This is a genomic window from Neisseria sp. LACPHL-SPEC-2024-00856, assembly GCF_047915665.1.
GTDB classification, from domain to species: domain Bacteria; phylum Pseudomonadota; class Gammaproteobacteria; order Burkholderiales; family Neisseriaceae; genus Neisseria; species Neisseria polysaccharea.
On the sequence record NZ_JBLRPR010000008.1, the window covers coordinates 67,549 to 83,054 of the forward strand.

At 55.6% G+C, this 15,506-nt stretch carries 17 protein-coding genes; 6 read left to right on the forward strand and 11 right to left on the reverse strand.

The features are described from left to right. Positions 1-4: 4 nt before the first annotated feature. Both nuoN and ACNAU7_RS08065 read left to right on the forward strand, forming a co-directional pair. Positions 5-1,450 (forward strand): NADH-quinone oxidoreductase subunit NuoN, encoded by a 1,446-nt coding sequence (nuoN, locus tag ACNAU7_RS08060; protein ID WP_416301891.1) that lies wholly within the window; start codon positions 5-7, stop codon positions 1,448-1,450. A 111-nt stretch (positions 1,451-1,561) separates the two neighbouring features. Then, positions 1,562-1,861: a DUF2818 family protein gene (locus ACNAU7_RS08065; RefSeq protein ID WP_416301892.1), complete on the forward strand. Its 300-nt coding sequence runs from the start codon at positions 1,562-1,564 to the stop codon at positions 1,859-1,861. Between the two features lie 107 nt (positions 1,862-1,968). Here the strand turns inward: ACNAU7_RS08065 and ACNAU7_RS08070 are convergent, their stop codons facing one another. From ACNAU7_RS08070 to ACNAU7_RS08115, 10 genes are all read right to left on the reverse strand, one after another. Beyond that, on the reverse strand, positions 1,969-2,865 hold the full coding sequence (locus ACNAU7_RS08070) for a polyprenyl synthetase family protein (RefSeq protein ID WP_416301893.1): 897 nt from the start codon (positions 2,863-2,865) through the stop codon (positions 1,969-1,971). Then, on the reverse strand, positions 2,849-3,160 hold the full coding sequence (locus ACNAU7_RS08075; RefSeq protein WP_416301894.1) for an exodeoxyribonuclease VII small subunit: 312 nt from the start codon (positions 3,158-3,160) through the stop codon (positions 2,849-2,851). Before ACNAU7_RS08075 ends, ACNAU7_RS08070 begins: the two co-directional genes overlap by 17 nt. Before the next feature lie 26 nt (positions 3,161-3,186). Beyond that, the gene (rsgA, locus tag ACNAU7_RS08080; protein WP_416301895.1) at positions 3,187-4,053 is read right to left on the reverse strand and encodes a ribosome small subunit-dependent GTPase A; all 867 of its coding nucleotides are present in this window, start codon (positions 4,051-4,053) and stop codon (positions 3,187-3,189) included. A 63-nt stretch (positions 4,054-4,116) separates the two neighbouring features. Beyond that, the gene (locus ACNAU7_RS08085) at positions 4,117-5,973 is read right to left on the reverse strand and encodes an ABC transporter ATP-binding protein (protein WP_416301922.1); all 1,857 of its coding nucleotides are present in this window, start codon (positions 5,971-5,973) and stop codon (positions 4,117-4,119) included. Positions 5,974-5,998: 25 nt separating this feature from the next. Then, complete coding sequence (locus ACNAU7_RS08090; RefSeq protein WP_101115934.1) at positions 5,999-6,136, reverse strand: hypothetical protein; 138 nt, start codon at positions 6,134-6,136, stop codon at positions 5,999-6,001. Continuing rightward, positions 6,136-6,720 carry a Holliday junction branch migration protein RuvA gene (ruvA, locus tag ACNAU7_RS08095; RefSeq protein ID WP_416301896.1) on the reverse strand — a complete coding sequence of 195 codons (585 nt, stop codon included), beginning with the start codon at positions 6,718-6,720 and terminating at the stop codon, positions 6,136-6,138. Before ruvA ends, ACNAU7_RS08090 begins: the two co-directional genes overlap by 1 nt. Before the next feature lie 81 nt (positions 6,721-6,801). Beyond that, positions 6,802-7,128, reverse strand: a complete 327-nt coding sequence (locus ACNAU7_RS08100; protein WP_416301897.1) for a PepSY domain-containing protein — start codon at positions 7,126-7,128, stop codon at positions 6,802-6,804. 166 nt (positions 7,129-7,294) lie between these two features. Continuing rightward, positions 7,295-8,014 (reverse strand): septal ring lytic transglycosylase RlpA family protein, encoded by a 720-nt coding sequence (locus ACNAU7_RS08105; protein ID WP_416301898.1) that lies wholly within the window; start codon positions 8,012-8,014, stop codon positions 7,295-7,297. Positions 8,015-8,141: 127 nt separating this feature from the next. Next, on the reverse strand, positions 8,142-8,606 hold the full coding sequence (gene trmL, locus ACNAU7_RS08110; RefSeq protein ID WP_002218664.1) for a tRNA (uridine(34)/cytosine(34)/5-carboxymethylaminomethyluridine(34)-2'-O)-methyltransferase TrmL: 465 nt from the start codon (positions 8,604-8,606) through the stop codon (positions 8,142-8,144). Between the two features lie 64 nt (positions 8,607-8,670). Next, a complete protein-coding gene (locus tag ACNAU7_RS08115; RefSeq protein ID WP_416301899.1) occupies positions 8,671-9,396 on the reverse strand; it encodes a ComF family protein in 726 nt (241 codons plus the stop codon). Between ACNAU7_RS08115 and bioH the strand changes: the two genes are divergently transcribed. From bioH to ACNAU7_RS08135, 4 genes are all read left to right on the forward strand, one after another. Beyond that, positions 9,395-10,138, forward strand: coding sequence for a pimeloyl-ACP methyl ester esterase BioH (gene bioH / locus ACNAU7_RS08120; protein ID WP_416301900.1), 744 nt, complete (start codon positions 9,395-9,397; stop codon positions 10,136-10,138). The two genes, ACNAU7_RS08115 and bioH, sit on opposite strands and share 2 nt — an antisense overlap. Position 10,139: 1 nt before the next feature. Next, positions 10,140-10,928: a class I SAM-dependent methyltransferase gene (locus tag ACNAU7_RS08125; RefSeq protein WP_416301901.1), complete on the forward strand. Its 789-nt coding sequence runs from the start codon at positions 10,140-10,142 to the stop codon at positions 10,926-10,928. An 81-nt stretch (positions 10,929-11,009) separates the two neighbouring features. Then, on the forward strand, positions 11,010-12,506 hold the full coding sequence (locus ACNAU7_RS08130) for a gliding motility protein (protein ID WP_416301902.1): 1,497 nt from the start codon (positions 11,010-11,012) through the stop codon (positions 12,504-12,506). Between the two features lie 147 nt (positions 12,507-12,653). Next, a complete protein-coding gene (locus ACNAU7_RS08135) occupies positions 12,654-13,181 on the forward strand; it encodes a hypothetical protein (protein ID WP_416301903.1) in 528 nt (175 codons plus the stop codon). Here ACNAU7_RS08135 and recQ read toward each other — a convergent pair. Then, positions 13,162-15,495: a DNA helicase RecQ gene (recQ, locus tag ACNAU7_RS08140; RefSeq protein ID WP_416301904.1), complete on the reverse strand. Its 2,334-nt coding sequence runs from the start codon at positions 15,493-15,495 to the stop codon at positions 13,162-13,164. The two genes, ACNAU7_RS08135 and recQ, sit on opposite strands and share 20 nt — an antisense overlap. Between the last annotated feature and the right edge of the window lie 11 nt (positions 15,496-15,506).

The following is a 15,506-nucleotide window of genomic DNA, read 5'->3' on the forward strand; positions in this document are numbered from 1 at the left end:
GTAAATGAACTGGTCTGATTTGAATTTAATGCCCGCGTTGCCCGAAATCGTGCTGTTTGCGCTGCTGGTGTTATTGTTGCTGGCGGACTTGTGGGTCAGTGATGACAAACGCCGTTTGACGCATTACGGCGCGCTGGCAACGGTGGCGGTTACGGCGGCGGTGCAGCTTGCCGTTTGGGAGCAGGGCAGTACGTCTTCATTCAATGGGATGTATATTGCGGACGGTATGTCGCGTTTGGCAAAAATGGTTTTATATGCTTTGACGTTTGCCCTGTTTGTTTATGCCAAGCCTTATAATCAAACGCGCAACCTGTTTAAAGGCGAGTTTTACACCCTGTCATTGTTTGCCCTGTTGGGTATGGGCGTGATGGTGGGCGCGGGGCATTTCCTTACCGCCTATATCGGTTTGGAGCTGCTGTCGCTCGCGCTTTACGCCCTGATTGCCCTGCGCCGCGATTCCGGCTTTGCCGCCGAAGCCGCCTTGAAATATTTTGTTTTGGGTGCTTTGGCTTCCGGATTATTGCTTTACGGTATTTCTATGGTTTACGGCGCGACCGGTTCGCTGGAATTTGCCACAGTATTGGCAAACTCGTATAACGAACAGGCAAATGTTTGGCTTTTAAAACTGGGTTTGGTGTTTATCGTCGTCGCCGTCGCGTTCAAGCTGGGTGCGGCGCCGTTCCATATGTGGGTGCCCGATGTCTATCAGGGCGCGCCCACTTCCGTCGCCGCGCTGGCCGGCACGCTGCCGAAAATCGCCGCCGTCGTTTTCGCCTTCCGCATCCTCGTTACCGGCTTGGGTACGGTGCATCAGGACTGGTCGCCGATGTTTGCCCTGCTTGCCGCCGCTTCGCTGCTGGTCGGCAACCTTGCCGCCATCATGCAGACCAATATCAAACGTATGCTCGCCTATTCCACCGTATCGCATATGGGTTTCATCCTGTTGGCGTTTATGGCGGGCGCGGTCGGCTTTGCGGCGGGCCTCTATTACGCCATTACCTACGCACTGATGGCAGCGGCAGGGTTCGGTGTGTTGATGGTGTTGTCGGACGGGGACAACGAGTGCGAAAACATCAGCGATTTGGCAGGGCTGAACCAACACCGCGTATGGCTTGCTTTTTTGATGCTGCTGGTTATGTTCTCTATGGCGGGCATTCCGCCGCTGATGGGTTTTTACGCCAAATTCGGCGTGATTATGGCACTCTTAAAACAAGGCTATGTTTGGTTGTCCGTATTTGCCGTCATCATGTCCCTGATTGGCGCGTTCTACTACCTGCGCGTGGTCAAAGTCATGTATTTTGACGAATCCGGCCGCGCCCGTCCCGCCGCCGGCGGCAACAATGCCGCAAAATTCCTCTTAAGCATCAACGCGCTGCTGTTGGTGCTGTGGGGCATTATGCCGCAAACCGTTATCGACTGGTGCGCCAAGGCGTTGGAGAACACGCTGTAAGCCGCCGCAACGGCAGCCGTGTCAGAGGCTGCCGTTTTTGTTAAGATATGCCGTTCCGCAATGCAGTTCAGACGGCATCGCCGCCGACAATGCCCAAACAGAAAGCCCACCATGACCGCATCCATGTACATCCTTTTGGTCTTGGCACTCATCTTTGCCAACGTCCCCTTTCTCACGACCAGACTGTTCGGCGTGGCCGCGCTCAAGCGCAAACATTTCGGACATCACCTGATCGAGCTGGCGGCAGGTTTCGCACTGACCGCCATTCTTGCTTATATTCTCGAATCCCGTGCAGGATCGGTACACGATCAGGATTGGGAGTTTTACGCTACAGTCGTCTGCCTGTACCTGATTTTTGCGTTTCCATGTTTTGTGTGGCGGTATTTCTGGCATACGCGCAACAGGGAATAGGCAGGCATAGGAATGCCGTCTGAAACCTGTTCAGACGGCATTGTTTCATTCAAGTGTAGGCCGGCATCGCTGTGCCGGCACGTTTCAGCCGGCGATATACGCCGGTTTTAATATTTGCGGGCGACTGCAAATCCTGCCAACTGCCGCAGGCGCAGGGCTTTGTCGCCGAAGGGTTCGAGCAGCGCGACCGCTTCGGCAACCAGTTTGTGTGCGTATGAGCGCGCCGCTTCCAAGCCCATCAGTTTCACATAAGTCGGCTTGTCGTTGTCTGCGTCTTTGCCCGCCGTCTTGCCCAAAGTCGCCGTGTCCGCTTCGCAGTCCAACACATCGTCAATGACTTGGAACGCCAGCCCCAGTTTTGCCGCGTAAGCGTCCAATACGGCAAGTTCCGCATCTGATAGATCAGGACACGCCGTCGCCCCCAATAAAACCGCCGCACGGATTAGCGCACCTGTTTTCAGGCTGTGCATCTGTTCCAAATCGGCTTGCGGCATCTGCCTGCCGACGTTTGCCAAATCGATTGCCTGACCGCCCGCCATACCCCTGCTTCCGCCCGCTTTCGCCAACACCGATAACATTGCCAACTGGCGTGCGGCGGGCAGTTCTGTCGGACGGCCCAATACGTCGAAGGCTTGGGTTTGCAAAGCGTCGCCGACCAGTAGCGCGGTGGCTTCGCCATATTTGATGTGGCAGGTCGGTTTGCCGCGCCGCAGGCTGTCGTTGTCCATCGCCGGCATATCGTCGTGAACCAAAGAATAGACGTGGATCATTTCGATTGCCGCCATTGCCTGTCCGACCGCATCCGCCACGGCCCCGCCCAATTCTGAAGCCGCCAGCACCAGCATCGGACGCAGACGCTTGCCGCCGTCCAAAGCCGCATAACGCATCGCTTCGTGCAGCGTGTGCGGGATTTCGTTTTCAGACGGCAAAAAGCGTTCCAGCAGCAGCTCTGTCTGCGCCTGCGCCCTAAGCTGCCATGCTTTCAAATCATTCGTCGGATTCAAGGTTCAACTCCTTCGGTCCGTCCGCATCCAAAACCTGTAATTTCTGTTCGACTTGGGCCAGCTTGGTTTGGCAGTACCTGACCAGCTCGTTGCCTTCCTGATAGGCGGCAAGCGCGTCTTCCAAGGGCATTTCGCCCTGCATAGACTGCGTCAGCGATTCAAGGCGCGACAAGGCCTCTTCAAACGATTTCGGGGCGTTTTTCTTCATAGTTTCGGGTGTTCCAGTAAAAAGCGGATTGTAGCATTTTTGCCAAACGGATGCCGTCTGAAACCCGAATCCGGCTTCAGACGGCATTGTTTTGTCCTGCAAACGGCAAGGCGTTACCCGAGCAGTTCGTCGGTGATGCCCTGCAAAAAGGCGAGGCGTTCGGGAAGTGCCGCCCCGGTTTCGGCGGCGGTTTTGAAGGCGCAGCCGGGTTCGGCGCGGTGGGTGCAGTTGTGGAAGCGGCATTGCCCGACAAGGTGGCGGAAATCGGGGAAATAGCGCGGCAAATCGGCGGCTTGGAGGTGGTGCAGGCCGAATTCTTGCAAACCCGGGGAGTCGATTAATTGGGTTTCTTCGTTTAAATCGTAAAGCTGGGCGTGGGTGGTGGTGTGTTTGCCGGAATCGAGCGCGGTGGAAATGTCGCCAGTGCGGGCGGTTTGGTTGCCCAAGAGGGCGTTGGTCAGGGTGGATTTACCCATGCCGCTTTGTCCGAGCAGGATGTTGCTATGCCCTTGCAGGACGGGGCGCAGGATGTCGGCGTTTTCCAGCGCGCGGGTTTCGATGACGGGATAACCGAGCGTTTCGTAGAATTTGAGTTTTTCGCGCCAGAGGGCGGTTTCGGGCAGGTCGGCTTTGTTCAGGATGATGACGGCTTGGATGCCCGCGGCTTCGGCAGCTAGGAGGGCACGTTGCAACAAGGCTTCGCTGGGCGAGGGAACGGCGGCGGTAACGATAAGGAGCTGGCTGACGTTGGCGGCGATAAGTTTGGTTTTCCAAGCGTCTTGGCGGTAGAGCAGGCTTTCGCGCGGCAGGTAGTCTTCGATGACGGCCTGTTCGGCGTTAATGTTTTGGATATGCACGCGGTCGCCGCAGGCGAAATCGACCCGCTTTTTGCGCGTGCTGGCTTCGTAGGTTTTGCCGTCTGGCGTACGCACGATGTAGCGGCGGCCGTAGCTGGTGATGATTTGGGCGGTATCGGTCATGGTTTTGACGGGTAGGGGAACGGGAATGCCGTCTGAAAACGGCGGTTTCCAGACAATAAGGTTTCAGTCATGCTGCCACTCGACATGCTCACTCAAGAAACCGCCGCTTTGGTGTGCCCAAAGTTTGGCGTACAGGCCTTGTTTTTCGAGCAACTCGGTGTGGCTGCCTTCTTCGATGATGCGGCCTTTGTCCAAGACGATGAGCCTGTCCATCGCGGCGATGGTGGAGAGGCGGTGGGCGATGGCGATGACGGTTTTGCCGTCCATCATTTTGTCGAGACTTTCTTGGATGGCGGCTTCGACTTCGGAGTCGAGCGCGCTGGTGGCTTCGTCGAGCAGCAGGATGGGCGCGTCTTTGAGCATGACGCGTGCGATGGCGATACGTTGGCGTTGGCCGCCGGAGAGTTTCACGCCGCGTTCGCCGACGTGGGCGTCATAGCCGCGCCGCCCTTTGGCATCGGAAAGGTTGGGGATGAAATCAGAGGCTTCGGCGCGTTCGGCTGCGGAAATCATTTCGGCATCAGTTGCATCGGGGCGGCCGTAAACGATGTTGTCGCGCACGGAACGGTGCAGCAGCGAGGTGTCTTGCGTGACCAAACCGATTTGGGCGCGCAGGCTTTCTTGGGTCACGCTGTCCACGGTTTGTCCGTCGATCGAAATCGTGCCGCTTTGCGGTTCGTAAAAACGCAGGAGCAGGTTGACGATGGTGGATTTGCCCGCGCCGCTGCGGCCGATCAAGCCGACTTTTTCGCCCGGGCGGATGGTGAGGTTGAAGCCATTGAGCAGCGGTTTGCCTGCTTCGTAGCAAAAATCGACGTGTTCGAACTTGATTTCTCCTTGCGACACTTTCAACGGCAGGGCGTTCGGCTTGTCGAGGATGGTGTGCGGTTTGGATAGGGTTGCCATGCCGTCGCCGACGGTGCCGATGTTTTCAAACAATCGGGCGGATTCCCACATGATGTATTGCGACAAACCGTTGACGCGCAACGCCATGGCGGTGGCGGTGGCGACCGCGCCCACGCCGACTTGCCCGTGATACCAAAGCCAGATGCCCAGCGCGGTCGTGCCAGCGGTCAGCGAGCTGTTGACGATGAAGCTGCAGGTGTGCAGAAGCGTCGCCAAACGCATTTGGGCGTGTACCGTCACCATAAATTCTTCCATCGACTGCTTGGCGTAGGCCGCTTCGCGCGCGCCGTGGGAGAAGAGTTTGACGGTGGTGATGTTGGAATAGGCATCGGTAATGCGGCCGGTCATTAGCGAGCGCGCATCCGCCTGACGCGCGGCGGTTTTGCCGAGCTTGGGAATCAGGAAACGCATAATCAGGGTGAATCCAATTATCCAGCCGATAAAGGGCAGCAGCAGCCAGCCGTCGAACGAAATCAGAATCACGCCGGACGTGATGAAATACACCAGCACATACACGACCATGTCGGCAACCGTCATCACCACGTCACGCAACGCCAGCGCGGTCTGCATGACTTTGGCGGACACGCGTCCTGCAAATTCGTCCTGATAGAAGCCGAGGCTCTGTCCCAGCATCAGGCGATGGAAGTTCCAGCGCAGGCGCATGGGGAACACGCCTTGTAGGGTTTGCAGGCGCACGTTGGACGCGAGGAAGGTCCAGAGGGCGAAAAACACCATCATCGCCGCCATCGCCGCCAAAGCCCAGCCTTTTTCGGCAAACAGGGTTGCGGGCGTGTATTTGCCGAGCCAGTCCACGACTTTGCCCATAAATTGAAACAGCAGGGCTTCCATGATGCCGATGCCTGCGGTAAATGCCGCCAAAACGGCAATCCATTTGCGCAAACCCCTGATGTTGCTCCAGATAAACCGCCACAGTCCTTTTTCAGGCGTTTTCGGGGCGGCTTCGGGATAGGGGTCGATTCGGGATTCGAACCAGGAAAATATTTTGTTCAACATTGTTTTCGATTTCGGTAAAACAGTTTCAGACGGCATCAAACACAATGCCGTCTGAAAGGAAGGACAATAACGCCATTTTACGGGAAAAGCCGTCGGGAAGACAGCGCGGGGCGGAAACGCAGGGTTTCGGCAGGGCAAACGCCGCGCCGCCTTCAGACGGCATTATTTCAGCAGGTTTTTCAAAGCAAGGCGCACGCCTTCGCTCACGTCCGTCCCCTTCGGAACGCCTTTGACCGCCGCTTTTGCTTCGCGTTCGCTGTAACCCAGCGCAAGCAGCGTGCTGACGATGTCGTCTGTTCCGTCGGCGGCGGGTGCGGCGGCAAACAGCCCGTCCGTTACCGTATGCGCGACCAGCTTGCCGCGCAGTTCCAAAACCATACGTTCGGCGGTTTTTTTGCCGATTCCCGGGGCGGAGGAGAGCCGTTTCACGTCTTCTTCGGCAACCGCCCGCGCCAGTTCGTCGGCAGTCATTGCCGACAAAATGCCCAAAGCCGTTTTCGCGCCGATGCCACCGACTTTAATCAGTTGGCGGAATGTTTTGCGTTCTTCCGCAGTGGCAAAACCGAAGAGCAGGTGTGCGTCTTCCCGAATGATAAGCTGGGTAAACAGTTGTACGCTTTCACCCGCGGGCGGCAGGTTGTAGAAGGTCTGCATCGATACGTCGGCCTCATAGCCGACACCGTTGACATCGATGACGATTTGCGGAGGGTTTTTTTCAACCAGTTTGCCGGTCAGTCTGCTGATCATGTATGAAGGATCCTGAAGTGTCGGGTGCAAAATGCCGTCTGAAACCGGTTCGGGCTTCAGACGGCACGGATTGTATCAAATTCAGTCGTCGCGGCGGGAGGAAATCACGCGGCCGGTGCGGGCATCGACAACGACTTTGTATTCCTGTCCGTTTTTGACGATTTCGACATCATAGTGCGGACGGCCGTTGTCGTGTTCGAGATCGATGTCGGTAACACGTCCGCCGACGCGTGCCAACGCTGCTTTTTCGGCTTGGGCGCGGCTGATGATTTTGTCTTGTTTGTTGTGTTGGTGTGCGGCGTGTCCGTGGTCGTCATCGCCGTGTCCGTCGTGGTGGGCGAGCGCGGGTGCGGAAATGCCCAGCAGTGCGGTTGCGGCGGCGGTCAAGAGAAGGTGTTTGATGTTCATATTTTGCCTTTGTATAGTGGATTAAATTTAAATCAGGACAAGGCGACGAAGCCGCAGACAGTACAGATAGTACGGCAAGGCGAGGCAACGCTGTACTGGTTTAAATTTAATCCATTATAAATCGGGGGTTGGAAAAAGTGGATATTAATAAGGCATCAAATAACCGTCAACCGGCGGTCAGTACCGCCCGCACTATACCGCGCGCCTGCGCTTCGGCCTCGGCGGCGCGTTCCTGCGAGGCAAACGGACCCATTTTGACGACGTATTCGTAACGGCGTTTTTCAACCGATAGGTTCGGGTTTGATGCCGATGAAGCCAGGTTTTGGGCGGCTTGGTTCAGATAGGCTTGTGCTTCGTGTTCCGTACCGAAAGATTTCAAGTCGATAAAGATGTCTTTGTTTTCGGCAACCGGTGCGGATTGGCCCGGGACGATTTGTTCGATTTTGACATGTGCCGTACCTTGGCTGACAAAGCCCAATTGTTGGGCCGCCGCTTTGGATACGTCGATGATGCGGTTGCTGTGGAAGGGACCGCGGTCGTTGATGCGGACGACAACGCTTTTGCCGTTTTTGGTATTGGTTACGCGCACATAGCTGGGGATGGGCAGGGTTTTGTGGGCGGCGGTAAAGGCGTTCATATCGTAGCGGTCCCCGCCGGAAGTTTTGCGCCCGTGAAACCTGCCGCCGTACCACGAGGCGTTGCCGGTTTGCGTGAATTCGGCAACTTGGTTTATCGGCGTGTAGCGTTTTCCGGCGACTTTGTAGCTGCGGTTGGCGGAGGCGTGCAGTTTTTCTGCTTTGACCACTGCATCGGCGGATGCCGTCTGAAAGGAATGTATGCCGAATGCGGCGGTGAGGAGGAAAAGGGTTTTTCGGGTTAAAGTCAAAACGTGTTCCGTTCTTGAGTTGAAGACGAATGGGCATCATGCCCTACGGACACGTTCCGAACCGCCGCACGCTGCGGCAGCGGTTCGGAATGCGTCCGAACGGTTTTCAGACGGCATGAACCTGCGTTCAAACGCCGCCTGCGTAACCGTGTTGCCGCCACGCTTCAAAGAGAATCACGGCGACGGTGTTGGAAAGGTTCATACTCCGGCTGCCGGGCTGCATGGGCAGGCGGATTTTTTGCGCGGCGGGCAGGCTGTCGAGGATGTCGGCAGGCAGTCCGCGCGTTTCCGGCCCGAACAGTAAAACGTCGCCTTTTTGAAACGCGGTTTCATCGGGGCGCGCCGTGCCTTTGGTGGTCAGGGCGAAAATGCGCCTGCCTGCGAGTGCCTTGAGGCAGTCGTCGAAGTTTTCGTGCACCGTCAGGCTGGCGAACTCGTGGTAGTCGAGTCCGGCGCGTTTCATTTTGGCGGAATCCAATGGGAAACCGAGCGGTTTGACAAGGTGCAAATCCGCGCCGGTATTGGCGCACAGGCGGATGATGTTGCCCGTGTTCGGGGGGATTTCCGGTTGGTATAAAACGATGGTAAACATAAATATCAATCACTTATAGGCGCGTAACCTTGCCACAAGGCGGATGGGGTGTCAAAAAATTTAGTTATTTTTTCATTGGCGTGCGTGCCAGTGTCCAGCAGCAGATTCGGTTTGCGCCCGATTTTTTCAGCGTCTTTGCCAATTCGTCCAGCGTCGCGCCGGTGGTAAAGACATCGTCGATTAACAAAATATTACAGTTTTTCGGCGGCGGTGTGCGGATTTCAAAGGCGTTTTTGATGTTTCGCCGCCGTTCGCCGCCTTTGAGCGTGCTTTGCGGCGGACGGTGGTGTCGGAATACGGTGTGTCGGGGCAGTATCTGCCAGCCGTAGCGTTGCGCCAACAACCCGACGATGCTCTCGCTTTGGTTGAACCCGCGTTGCAGCAGCCGCTCCCTGCTTAGCGGAACGGGCAGGACGAAATCGAAACATTCGTCTGAAAGCCAGTCGGGCGGGTTTTGTACCATCAGGTTTGCCAACGGGCGAACCATGCCCAAATCTGCCAAGTGTTTCAGCGTACGTATCATGTTGCTGACGGGTGGTTCGTAATGCAGCGAGGCCCACATCCGGTCGAATGCGGGCGGTTTCTTTTGGCAAATGCCGCACACCGATCCGCCTTGAATGTGTCTGAAACACAGGGGGCAGCTGTTTGCCGCGTCGGTGCGGAAACTTGCCAAATCGGTATTGCAGCCGGCGCAGATGCCGTCTGAAACGTCTGATGAATCGTGGCATAATACGCAGTGTCTGACTGCGGCCGCGTCTGCGATGCGCCGCCAACAAGAGAGAAAATCCATGCCTGATGCCGTCAAAAAAGTTTACCTGATACACGGTTGGGGGGCGAACCGCCACGTGTTTGACGATTTGATGCCGCGCCTGCCCGCAACGTGGGCGGTGTCCGCCGTCGATTTGCCCGGACACGGCGACGCGCCCTTCGTGCAACCTTTCGATATTGAGGCAGCCGCCGACGCTGTTGCCGCGCAAATCGATACGCCCGCCGACATTCTCGGCTGGTCGCTCGGCGGATTGGTCGCGCTGTATCTGGCGGCGCGCCATCCCGACAAAGTCCGTTCGCTCTGCCTGACGGCGAGTTTTGCACGGCTGACGGCTGACGAAGACTATCCCGAAGGGCTTGCCGCGCCCGCATTGGGCAAAATGGTCGGCGCGTTCCGAACGGATTATGCCAAACATATCAAACAGTTTCTACAACTCCAGCTTCTGCACACGCCCGATGCCGCCGAAATCATCGGCAGAATCCTGCCCGATTTGGCACGGTGCGGCACGCCTCAAGCCTTACAGGAAGCTTTGGAAGCGGCGGAAAGGGCGGATGCGCGGTATTTGTTGGACAAGATAGATGTTCCGGTACTGCTGGTGTTCGGCGGCAAAGACGCGATTACGCCGCCGCGCATGGGCGAGTATCTGCACCGGCATTTGAAAGGAAGCAGGCTGGTTGTGATGGAAAAGGCGGCACACGCGCCGTTTTTGAGCCACGCGGAAGCGTTTGCCGCGCTGTACCGCGACTTTGTCGAAGGGGTTTGACATGAATCCGCAGGATAAATGCTGGCAGGTTCACCGCCATCTCGCCGAACATGCCGACCAACGGCTGACACTTGTCCGCAACGCGCCCAAGCATATCCTGCTTGCCGGGGCGGATGCGGACATCAGCCGCAGCCTGCTGGCGAAACGCTATCCGCAGGCGGTATTTGAAGAATACGATTCCCGTGCGGATTTTTTGGCGGCGGCTGCCGCCGCCCGCAAAGGCGGTTTTTGGCAAAGGTTTACGGGTAAGGGCGTGGTGCAACACTGCCAATCCCCGACCGCGCCGCTGCCCGAAGCGTGTGCCGATATGTTGTGGTCCAATCTCGGTTTGACGGAGGCGGAAAGCATCGTCCCCGTGCTGCAAAATTGGGCGCGCGCGCTGAAGACGGACGGGCTGCTGTTTTTCACCTGCTTCGGGCGAGATACCTTGGCGGAACTGAAATGCCGTCTGAAAGAAAACGGTATTGAGAGCCGCAGCGCGCTTTTCCCCGATATGCATGACTTGGGCGATATGCTTGCTGAAAACGGCTTTTACGACCCCGTTACCGATACGGCGAAGCTGGTGTTGGATTACAAAAAGGCGGAAACGTTTTGGGCGGATATGGATACGCTGGGCGTTTGGCGGGCGATGGCGTGGAACGATGAAAACGCCGCGCGTTCGTGTGTCGGGACAATATTTGAGCGGGAAGGCGGTTTGAGCATTACGCTGGAAACGGTGTACGGACACGCCGTGAAAAAACTGATGCTGCCGCAAGGGGAGAACGTGGTGCAGTTTTTTCCGAAGAGATGATGTGCAGATGCCGTCTGAAGCCGTTTCCAAGTTTCAGACGGCATCTGTCTGTGAAAACCGACAGAAATAAAGGAAATGCCGATGTATGCCGATGCCGGAGACGTATATTGCGTCTATAACATCAGACTGAAGCAGTACACTGCCTGCCAGGTTACCCGAGTTGAAGAACACGGTGGCAAAAAAACACGTGCGACCCTGCTGGCTTTGGACTGGCAGGGCAACAAACCGCTTGGGGCGGCGGAACTGGCGGATTTGAAACCGCTTTACAAAGACTTTATGTATTGGGAACGTGGTCTGCACATGTATAAGGCAAGTGCCGTCGTGCCGACGGGATATGTACGGGTTGGGAATACCGTGCCGCTGTGCGGTGAAGACACGCAGCGGTATGCCTCTTTTTGGGGCGACGGCTACGACGTGTACCGTCAGTTGAGATGGCAGCAGATACCCGAAAAACAGAGAAAGGCATTCAAAAAAGCCGCCAAAAGCAAAAAGACCGTGATGTTTGCCGGACGGGAATACGGCATATCCAAACAGAATTTGAGCGATGTTTGGGATGATTTTGAAGACGCGATGGAACTGAAGGCGTTTCCCTGCCTGACTTCGCTGTTTCTGACCAAATGGCATAAAAATCTATATGAATATTTGGAGGAATATCCGTTTATCACCCGATTGTGTCTGGAAAACCACGGTCAGACCGTGCTGGATTTCAGCAATACGCGCATAACCGACCTTTCTGTCGATATGACCGGCGTGGAATCGCTTTATTTGAACGAAGACTTGGACAGCCTGAACCTGAAAGGCGAAATCAAGGAAAACTGCAAGGTCTGTACCGCCGAAAAGGGCGCGGGTCTGATTTTGGAAGTGGGCAAAAGCGTTCCCAAAGTGCGGGGTTTGGAAAACCTGACCGCCGTCAACGTCATGGGCATTGCCGATTTCGATATGCAAAACCTGTCGGAAACGTATCCCAAGCTCAAAACCATACGGCTGTGGGGCAAACCGGGCAATATCGCCAATTTTTCCGCCGTATCGGGATTTGAGGATTTGGAAGTGTTCACTACCGTAGATTTGTTCGGTTTCGGCGCGGACGACATCCCGCATCCCGACCGGCTGCCGAAGCTGCACAGGCTGTGGATGAGCAGCCTGCCCGAAGAGGCGGCGAAGGCAGTGAAGAAACTTTATAAGAAACGGAAGGAAGACGGGCTGGACCTGTGGATAGAAAAAGCCCGAAAACCCGAATGGCTGGCGCAAAATTTCGACAACCCCTTCCGCGATTGGGACGGCGAGGAGCATATCCCGAAAAGCCATGCCAAAAAAGCGGCGGAGCTGTACCGGAAAACCCGTGCCGGCGTGGTCAAACTGCTCGGCAATCCGCCTGAAAACATAGGAGAGGAGCTGGCAGAGGCGGTCAAAGCCTATACCGGAGGTTTCAACAAAATGGACAAAAAACTCTTTATCGACACGGTAGAGCGGGAAGATATTGCCGAGGCGTTGGAAACGATATTGAACCTGATACCGGAGGGGTCTTGTGCTGACAAGGAGAAACTGTTTGAAATATTTGATAAAAACAGGAATTTTTAAATAGAGGCAATGCAGTCTGAAACTTGGTAACGGGCTTCAGACGGCATTTTATCTGGCGTGGTATTTCGTGCCTGCATTGTACAATGCAACACAGGTTATTGATGTAACCTGTGTTTTTCTTTTTGCAGACAAGATTTGGAGAGAGTGATGTTGAAAAAGGAGATGATAACCGCAGGCATTTTAGGATGGATGGTCTGCAGCAGTTCCGGTTATACCGCAACAATCAGACATGAGAAGAAGATTCCAAGGCAGCAACATTTGAAGACAGTAAAACAAGTTAGGATAAATAAAGAAGAAACAGCACGGCAAGCATTCTATGCTGAACTGCAAGCCGATATGCTGCGACAACAGCTTTTAAAGCAAAAACAGGAGTATTTTGCACAACAGCAGGAAGAGCAGCAACGAAGGTATCAAGCTGAATTGCAGATACTTGAACAGCAGCGTCTTGAACGTGAAAGTCAAGAAAGGCAACAGGCGTGGATAAATTTAGGTAATACTATCCAACAGTCTGCCAACAGTTTGGCAAATACTTTTAGAGATAATGCGGTAATGATGAATAATATGAGCAATCAAATGATGATAAACAATCAGCAGATGATGCAGAATTGGTCTCCGAATCGTGGAGGTTCGGTAAATTGTTATAATTTGGGCAGTATTACGCGCTGTAATTATTGACTGGAAAATCATCTGAAACGGCATTCCGTTCCAACACCGCCAACACCGCCGCACCGTAACGTGCGGCTTTTTCTTCGCCCACGCCATATACGGCGGCAAGCTCCGCCAAACCTTCCGGCTGTTTGGCGGCAATGGCGCGCAGGGCGGCTTTGCTGAGAATGCGGTAGGGTTCGGACTGTTCGTGTTTTGCCGTTTCGCCGCACCATCGGATCAGGGCGCGCATCAGGCGGCGTTTGCGTTTGGCGGTTTCATCGATGCCGTCTGAAAACGGACGGCAGACGGCGAGGATGTCCCGTCCGTATTTGGTGGCGCGTACGCTGCCCAAACCGTGCACGCCTTCGAGGTCGGTTTCGGTTTCGGGCGTGGCGGCAAGCATGTCGGCAAGGCTTTCGTCGGAGAGGACGGCATGCAGGGCGCATTTTTCTGCCGTTGCCTGTTCATACCGCCAGGCTTCGAGTTTTTGACGCAGTTGTTGTTCGCGTTCGGTTTGCGGACGGATGACGGCATCGTGGCTAAAGTCGGCAGCGTTTTGGCAGACTTTGAGTATGCCGTGTCCGAAACGGTCGATTTTGGCTTCGCCCAAGCCGTAGATGTCGTGCAGCCCGTTGAGGTTTTGCGGCATTTTTTCGACAAGGTCGCGCAGGGTTTTGTCGCCGAAAATCATATAGGCGGGGATGCCTTCGGCTTCTGCCTGTTTCATACGCCAAACGCGCAATGCCTGCCACAGGCGTTCTTCGCGTTCGGTACGCAGCCAGTTGTCTTTGAGGGTGCGGACGGCGGGCTTGTCGCGCTTGAGCGGGCGCAGCATCACTTCGGTTTCGCCTTTGAGGACTTTTTTGGCGGCTTCGGTCAGTTGCAGGGCCTGATATCGGGCAATGTTGACGGTGAGGTAGCCGAGGCTGATGCACTGGCGGATGACGCTGCGCCATTCTTTGTCGGTCTGTTCACTGCCGATGCCGAATGTGGATAACTTGTCATGGCCGTTGCGCTGTATCCAATCGTCGCTTTTGCCGCGCAAAAGGTTGGTGATGTAACCGGCGGCAAAGCGTTGTCCGGCGCGGTACACGCAGCTTAGGAGTTTTTGCACCAACACCGTGCCGTCAAACCGCACGGGCGGATGCAGGCAGTTGTCGCAATGGCCGCAGGGTTCGGATTCTTCGCCGAAATGTTTGAGCAGCAGTACGCGGCGGCAGGCGGCGGTTTCGCAGACGGAAAGCATGGCATCGAGTTTTTGCATTTCGATTTGCTTTTGCACCTCGTCGCTGTTGCCTTCGGCAATCCGTTCGCGCAGCAACACCCAATCGTTCAAGCCGTAACACAGCCAGCTCACGGCAGGCAGCCCGTCCCGGCCGGCGCGCCCCGATTCCTGATAGAAATGTTCGACACTCTGGGGCATATCGAGATGGGCGACAAAGCGCACGTCGGGTTTGTCTATGCCCATGCCGAACGCTACCGTTGCCACCACAATAATATTGTCTTCATGCGTAAAGCGGCGTTGGTTTTCCTCGCGTACGTCCATGCTCAAACCGGCATGATACGGAATCGCGTTTAATCCGTTTTCACGCAAAAACCGCGCCACATCCTCCACCTTTTTGCGGCTTAAACAATACACAATGCCGCTTTGCCCCGCCATTTCTTTGCGGATGAAATCCAGCAATTGTTTTTTGCCGTTGTTTTTTTCGATAACCTGATAATAAATATTCGGGCGGTCGAAGCTGGAGATAAATTCGGGCGCATTGTCCAAGTGCAGATAATGCTTGATGTCGGCGCGCGTGGCCGCATCGGCGGTAGCGGTCAGGGCGATGCGCGGGACGTTCGGATAGCGTTCGGCAAGCATGCCGAGCTGTTGGTATTCGGGGCGGAAATCGTGTCCCCATTGGCTGACGCAATGCGCCTCATCAATGGCAAACAGGCTGACGGTTTGTTGGTCGAGAAAACGCAAAAAGCGGTCGGTAACCAAGCGTTCCGGCGCGACATAAAGCAGTTTCAGACGGCCTTGGGCAAGCTTGTCGGCAATCTCGCGCGCCTCATCTGCCGATGTGCCGCTGTTGACTGCCGCCGCTTCAATCCCGGCCACATGCAGGCTGGCCACTTGGTCGTTCATCAGCGCAATCAGCGGCGATACGACAACCGCCACGCCTTCGCGCATCAGCGCGGGAATCTGGTAACACAAAGACTTTCCGCCGCCCGTCGGCATCAGCACCATCAAACTCTCGCCGTCTGCCAAAGCATTGACGATAGCCTCCTGCTTGCCGCGAAATTCGGGATAACCGAATACTTCGTGCAGAATCTGTTTGGCGGTGGGTCGGTGCATGATGGTTCCGT

What these genes read in the sequence shown, in the direction of transcription:
- ruvA (WP_416301896.1), bottom strand. Translation starts at nt 6,720, where the DNA reads ATGATCAGCAGACTGACCGGCAAACTGGTTGAAAAAAACCCTCCGCAA.
- recQ (WP_416301904.1), bottom strand. Translation starts at nt 15,495, where the DNA reads ATGCACCGACCCACCGCCAAACAGATTCTGCACGAAGTATTCGGTTAT.
- ACNAU7_RS08090 (WP_101115934.1), bottom strand. Translation starts at nt 6,136, where the DNA reads ATGCCGTCTGAAGGCGGCGCGGCGTTTGCCCTGCCGAAACCCTGCGTT.
- ACNAU7_RS08085 (WP_416301922.1), bottom strand. Translation starts at nt 5,973, where the DNA reads ATGTTGAACAAAATATTTTCCTGGTTCGAATCCCGAATCGACCCCTAT.
- ACNAU7_RS08065 (WP_416301892.1), top strand. Translation starts at nt 1,562, where the DNA reads ATGACCGCATCCATGTACATCCTTTTGGTCTTGGCACTCATCTTTGCC.
- ACNAU7_RS08135 (WP_416301903.1), top strand. Translation starts at nt 12,654, where the DNA reads ATGTTGAAAAAGGAGATGATAACCGCAGGCATTTTAGGATGGATGGTC.
- bioH (WP_416301900.1), top strand. Translation starts at nt 9,395, where the DNA reads ATGCCTGATGCCGTCAAAAAAGTTTACCTGATACACGGTTGGGGGGCG.
- ACNAU7_RS08125 (WP_416301901.1), top strand. Translation starts at nt 10,140, where the DNA reads ATGAATCCGCAGGATAAATGCTGGCAGGTTCACCGCCATCTCGCCGAA.
- trmL (WP_002218664.1), bottom strand. Translation starts at nt 8,606, where the DNA reads ATGTTTACCATCGTTTTATACCAACCGGAAATCCCCCCGAACACGGGC.
- ACNAU7_RS08115 (WP_416301899.1), bottom strand. Translation starts at nt 9,396, where the DNA reads ATGGATTTTCTCTCTTGTTGGCGGCGCATCGCAGACGCGGCCGCAGTC.
- ACNAU7_RS08100 (WP_416301897.1), bottom strand. Translation starts at nt 7,128, where the DNA reads ATGAACATCAAACACCTTCTCTTGACCGCCGCCGCAACCGCACTGCTG.
- ACNAU7_RS08075 (WP_416301894.1), bottom strand. Translation starts at nt 3,160, where the DNA reads ATGCCGTCTGAAGCCGGATTCGGGTTTCAGACGGCATCCGTTTGGCAA.
- ACNAU7_RS08130 (WP_416301902.1), top strand. Translation starts at nt 11,010, where the DNA reads ATGTATGCCGATGCCGGAGACGTATATTGCGTCTATAACATCAGACTG.
- rsgA (WP_416301895.1), bottom strand. Translation starts at nt 4,053, where the DNA reads ATGACCGATACCGCCCAAATCATCACCAGCTACGGCCGCCGCTACATC.
- nuoN (WP_416301891.1), top strand. Translation starts at nt 5, where the DNA reads ATGAACTGGTCTGATTTGAATTTAATGCCCGCGTTGCCCGAAATCGTG.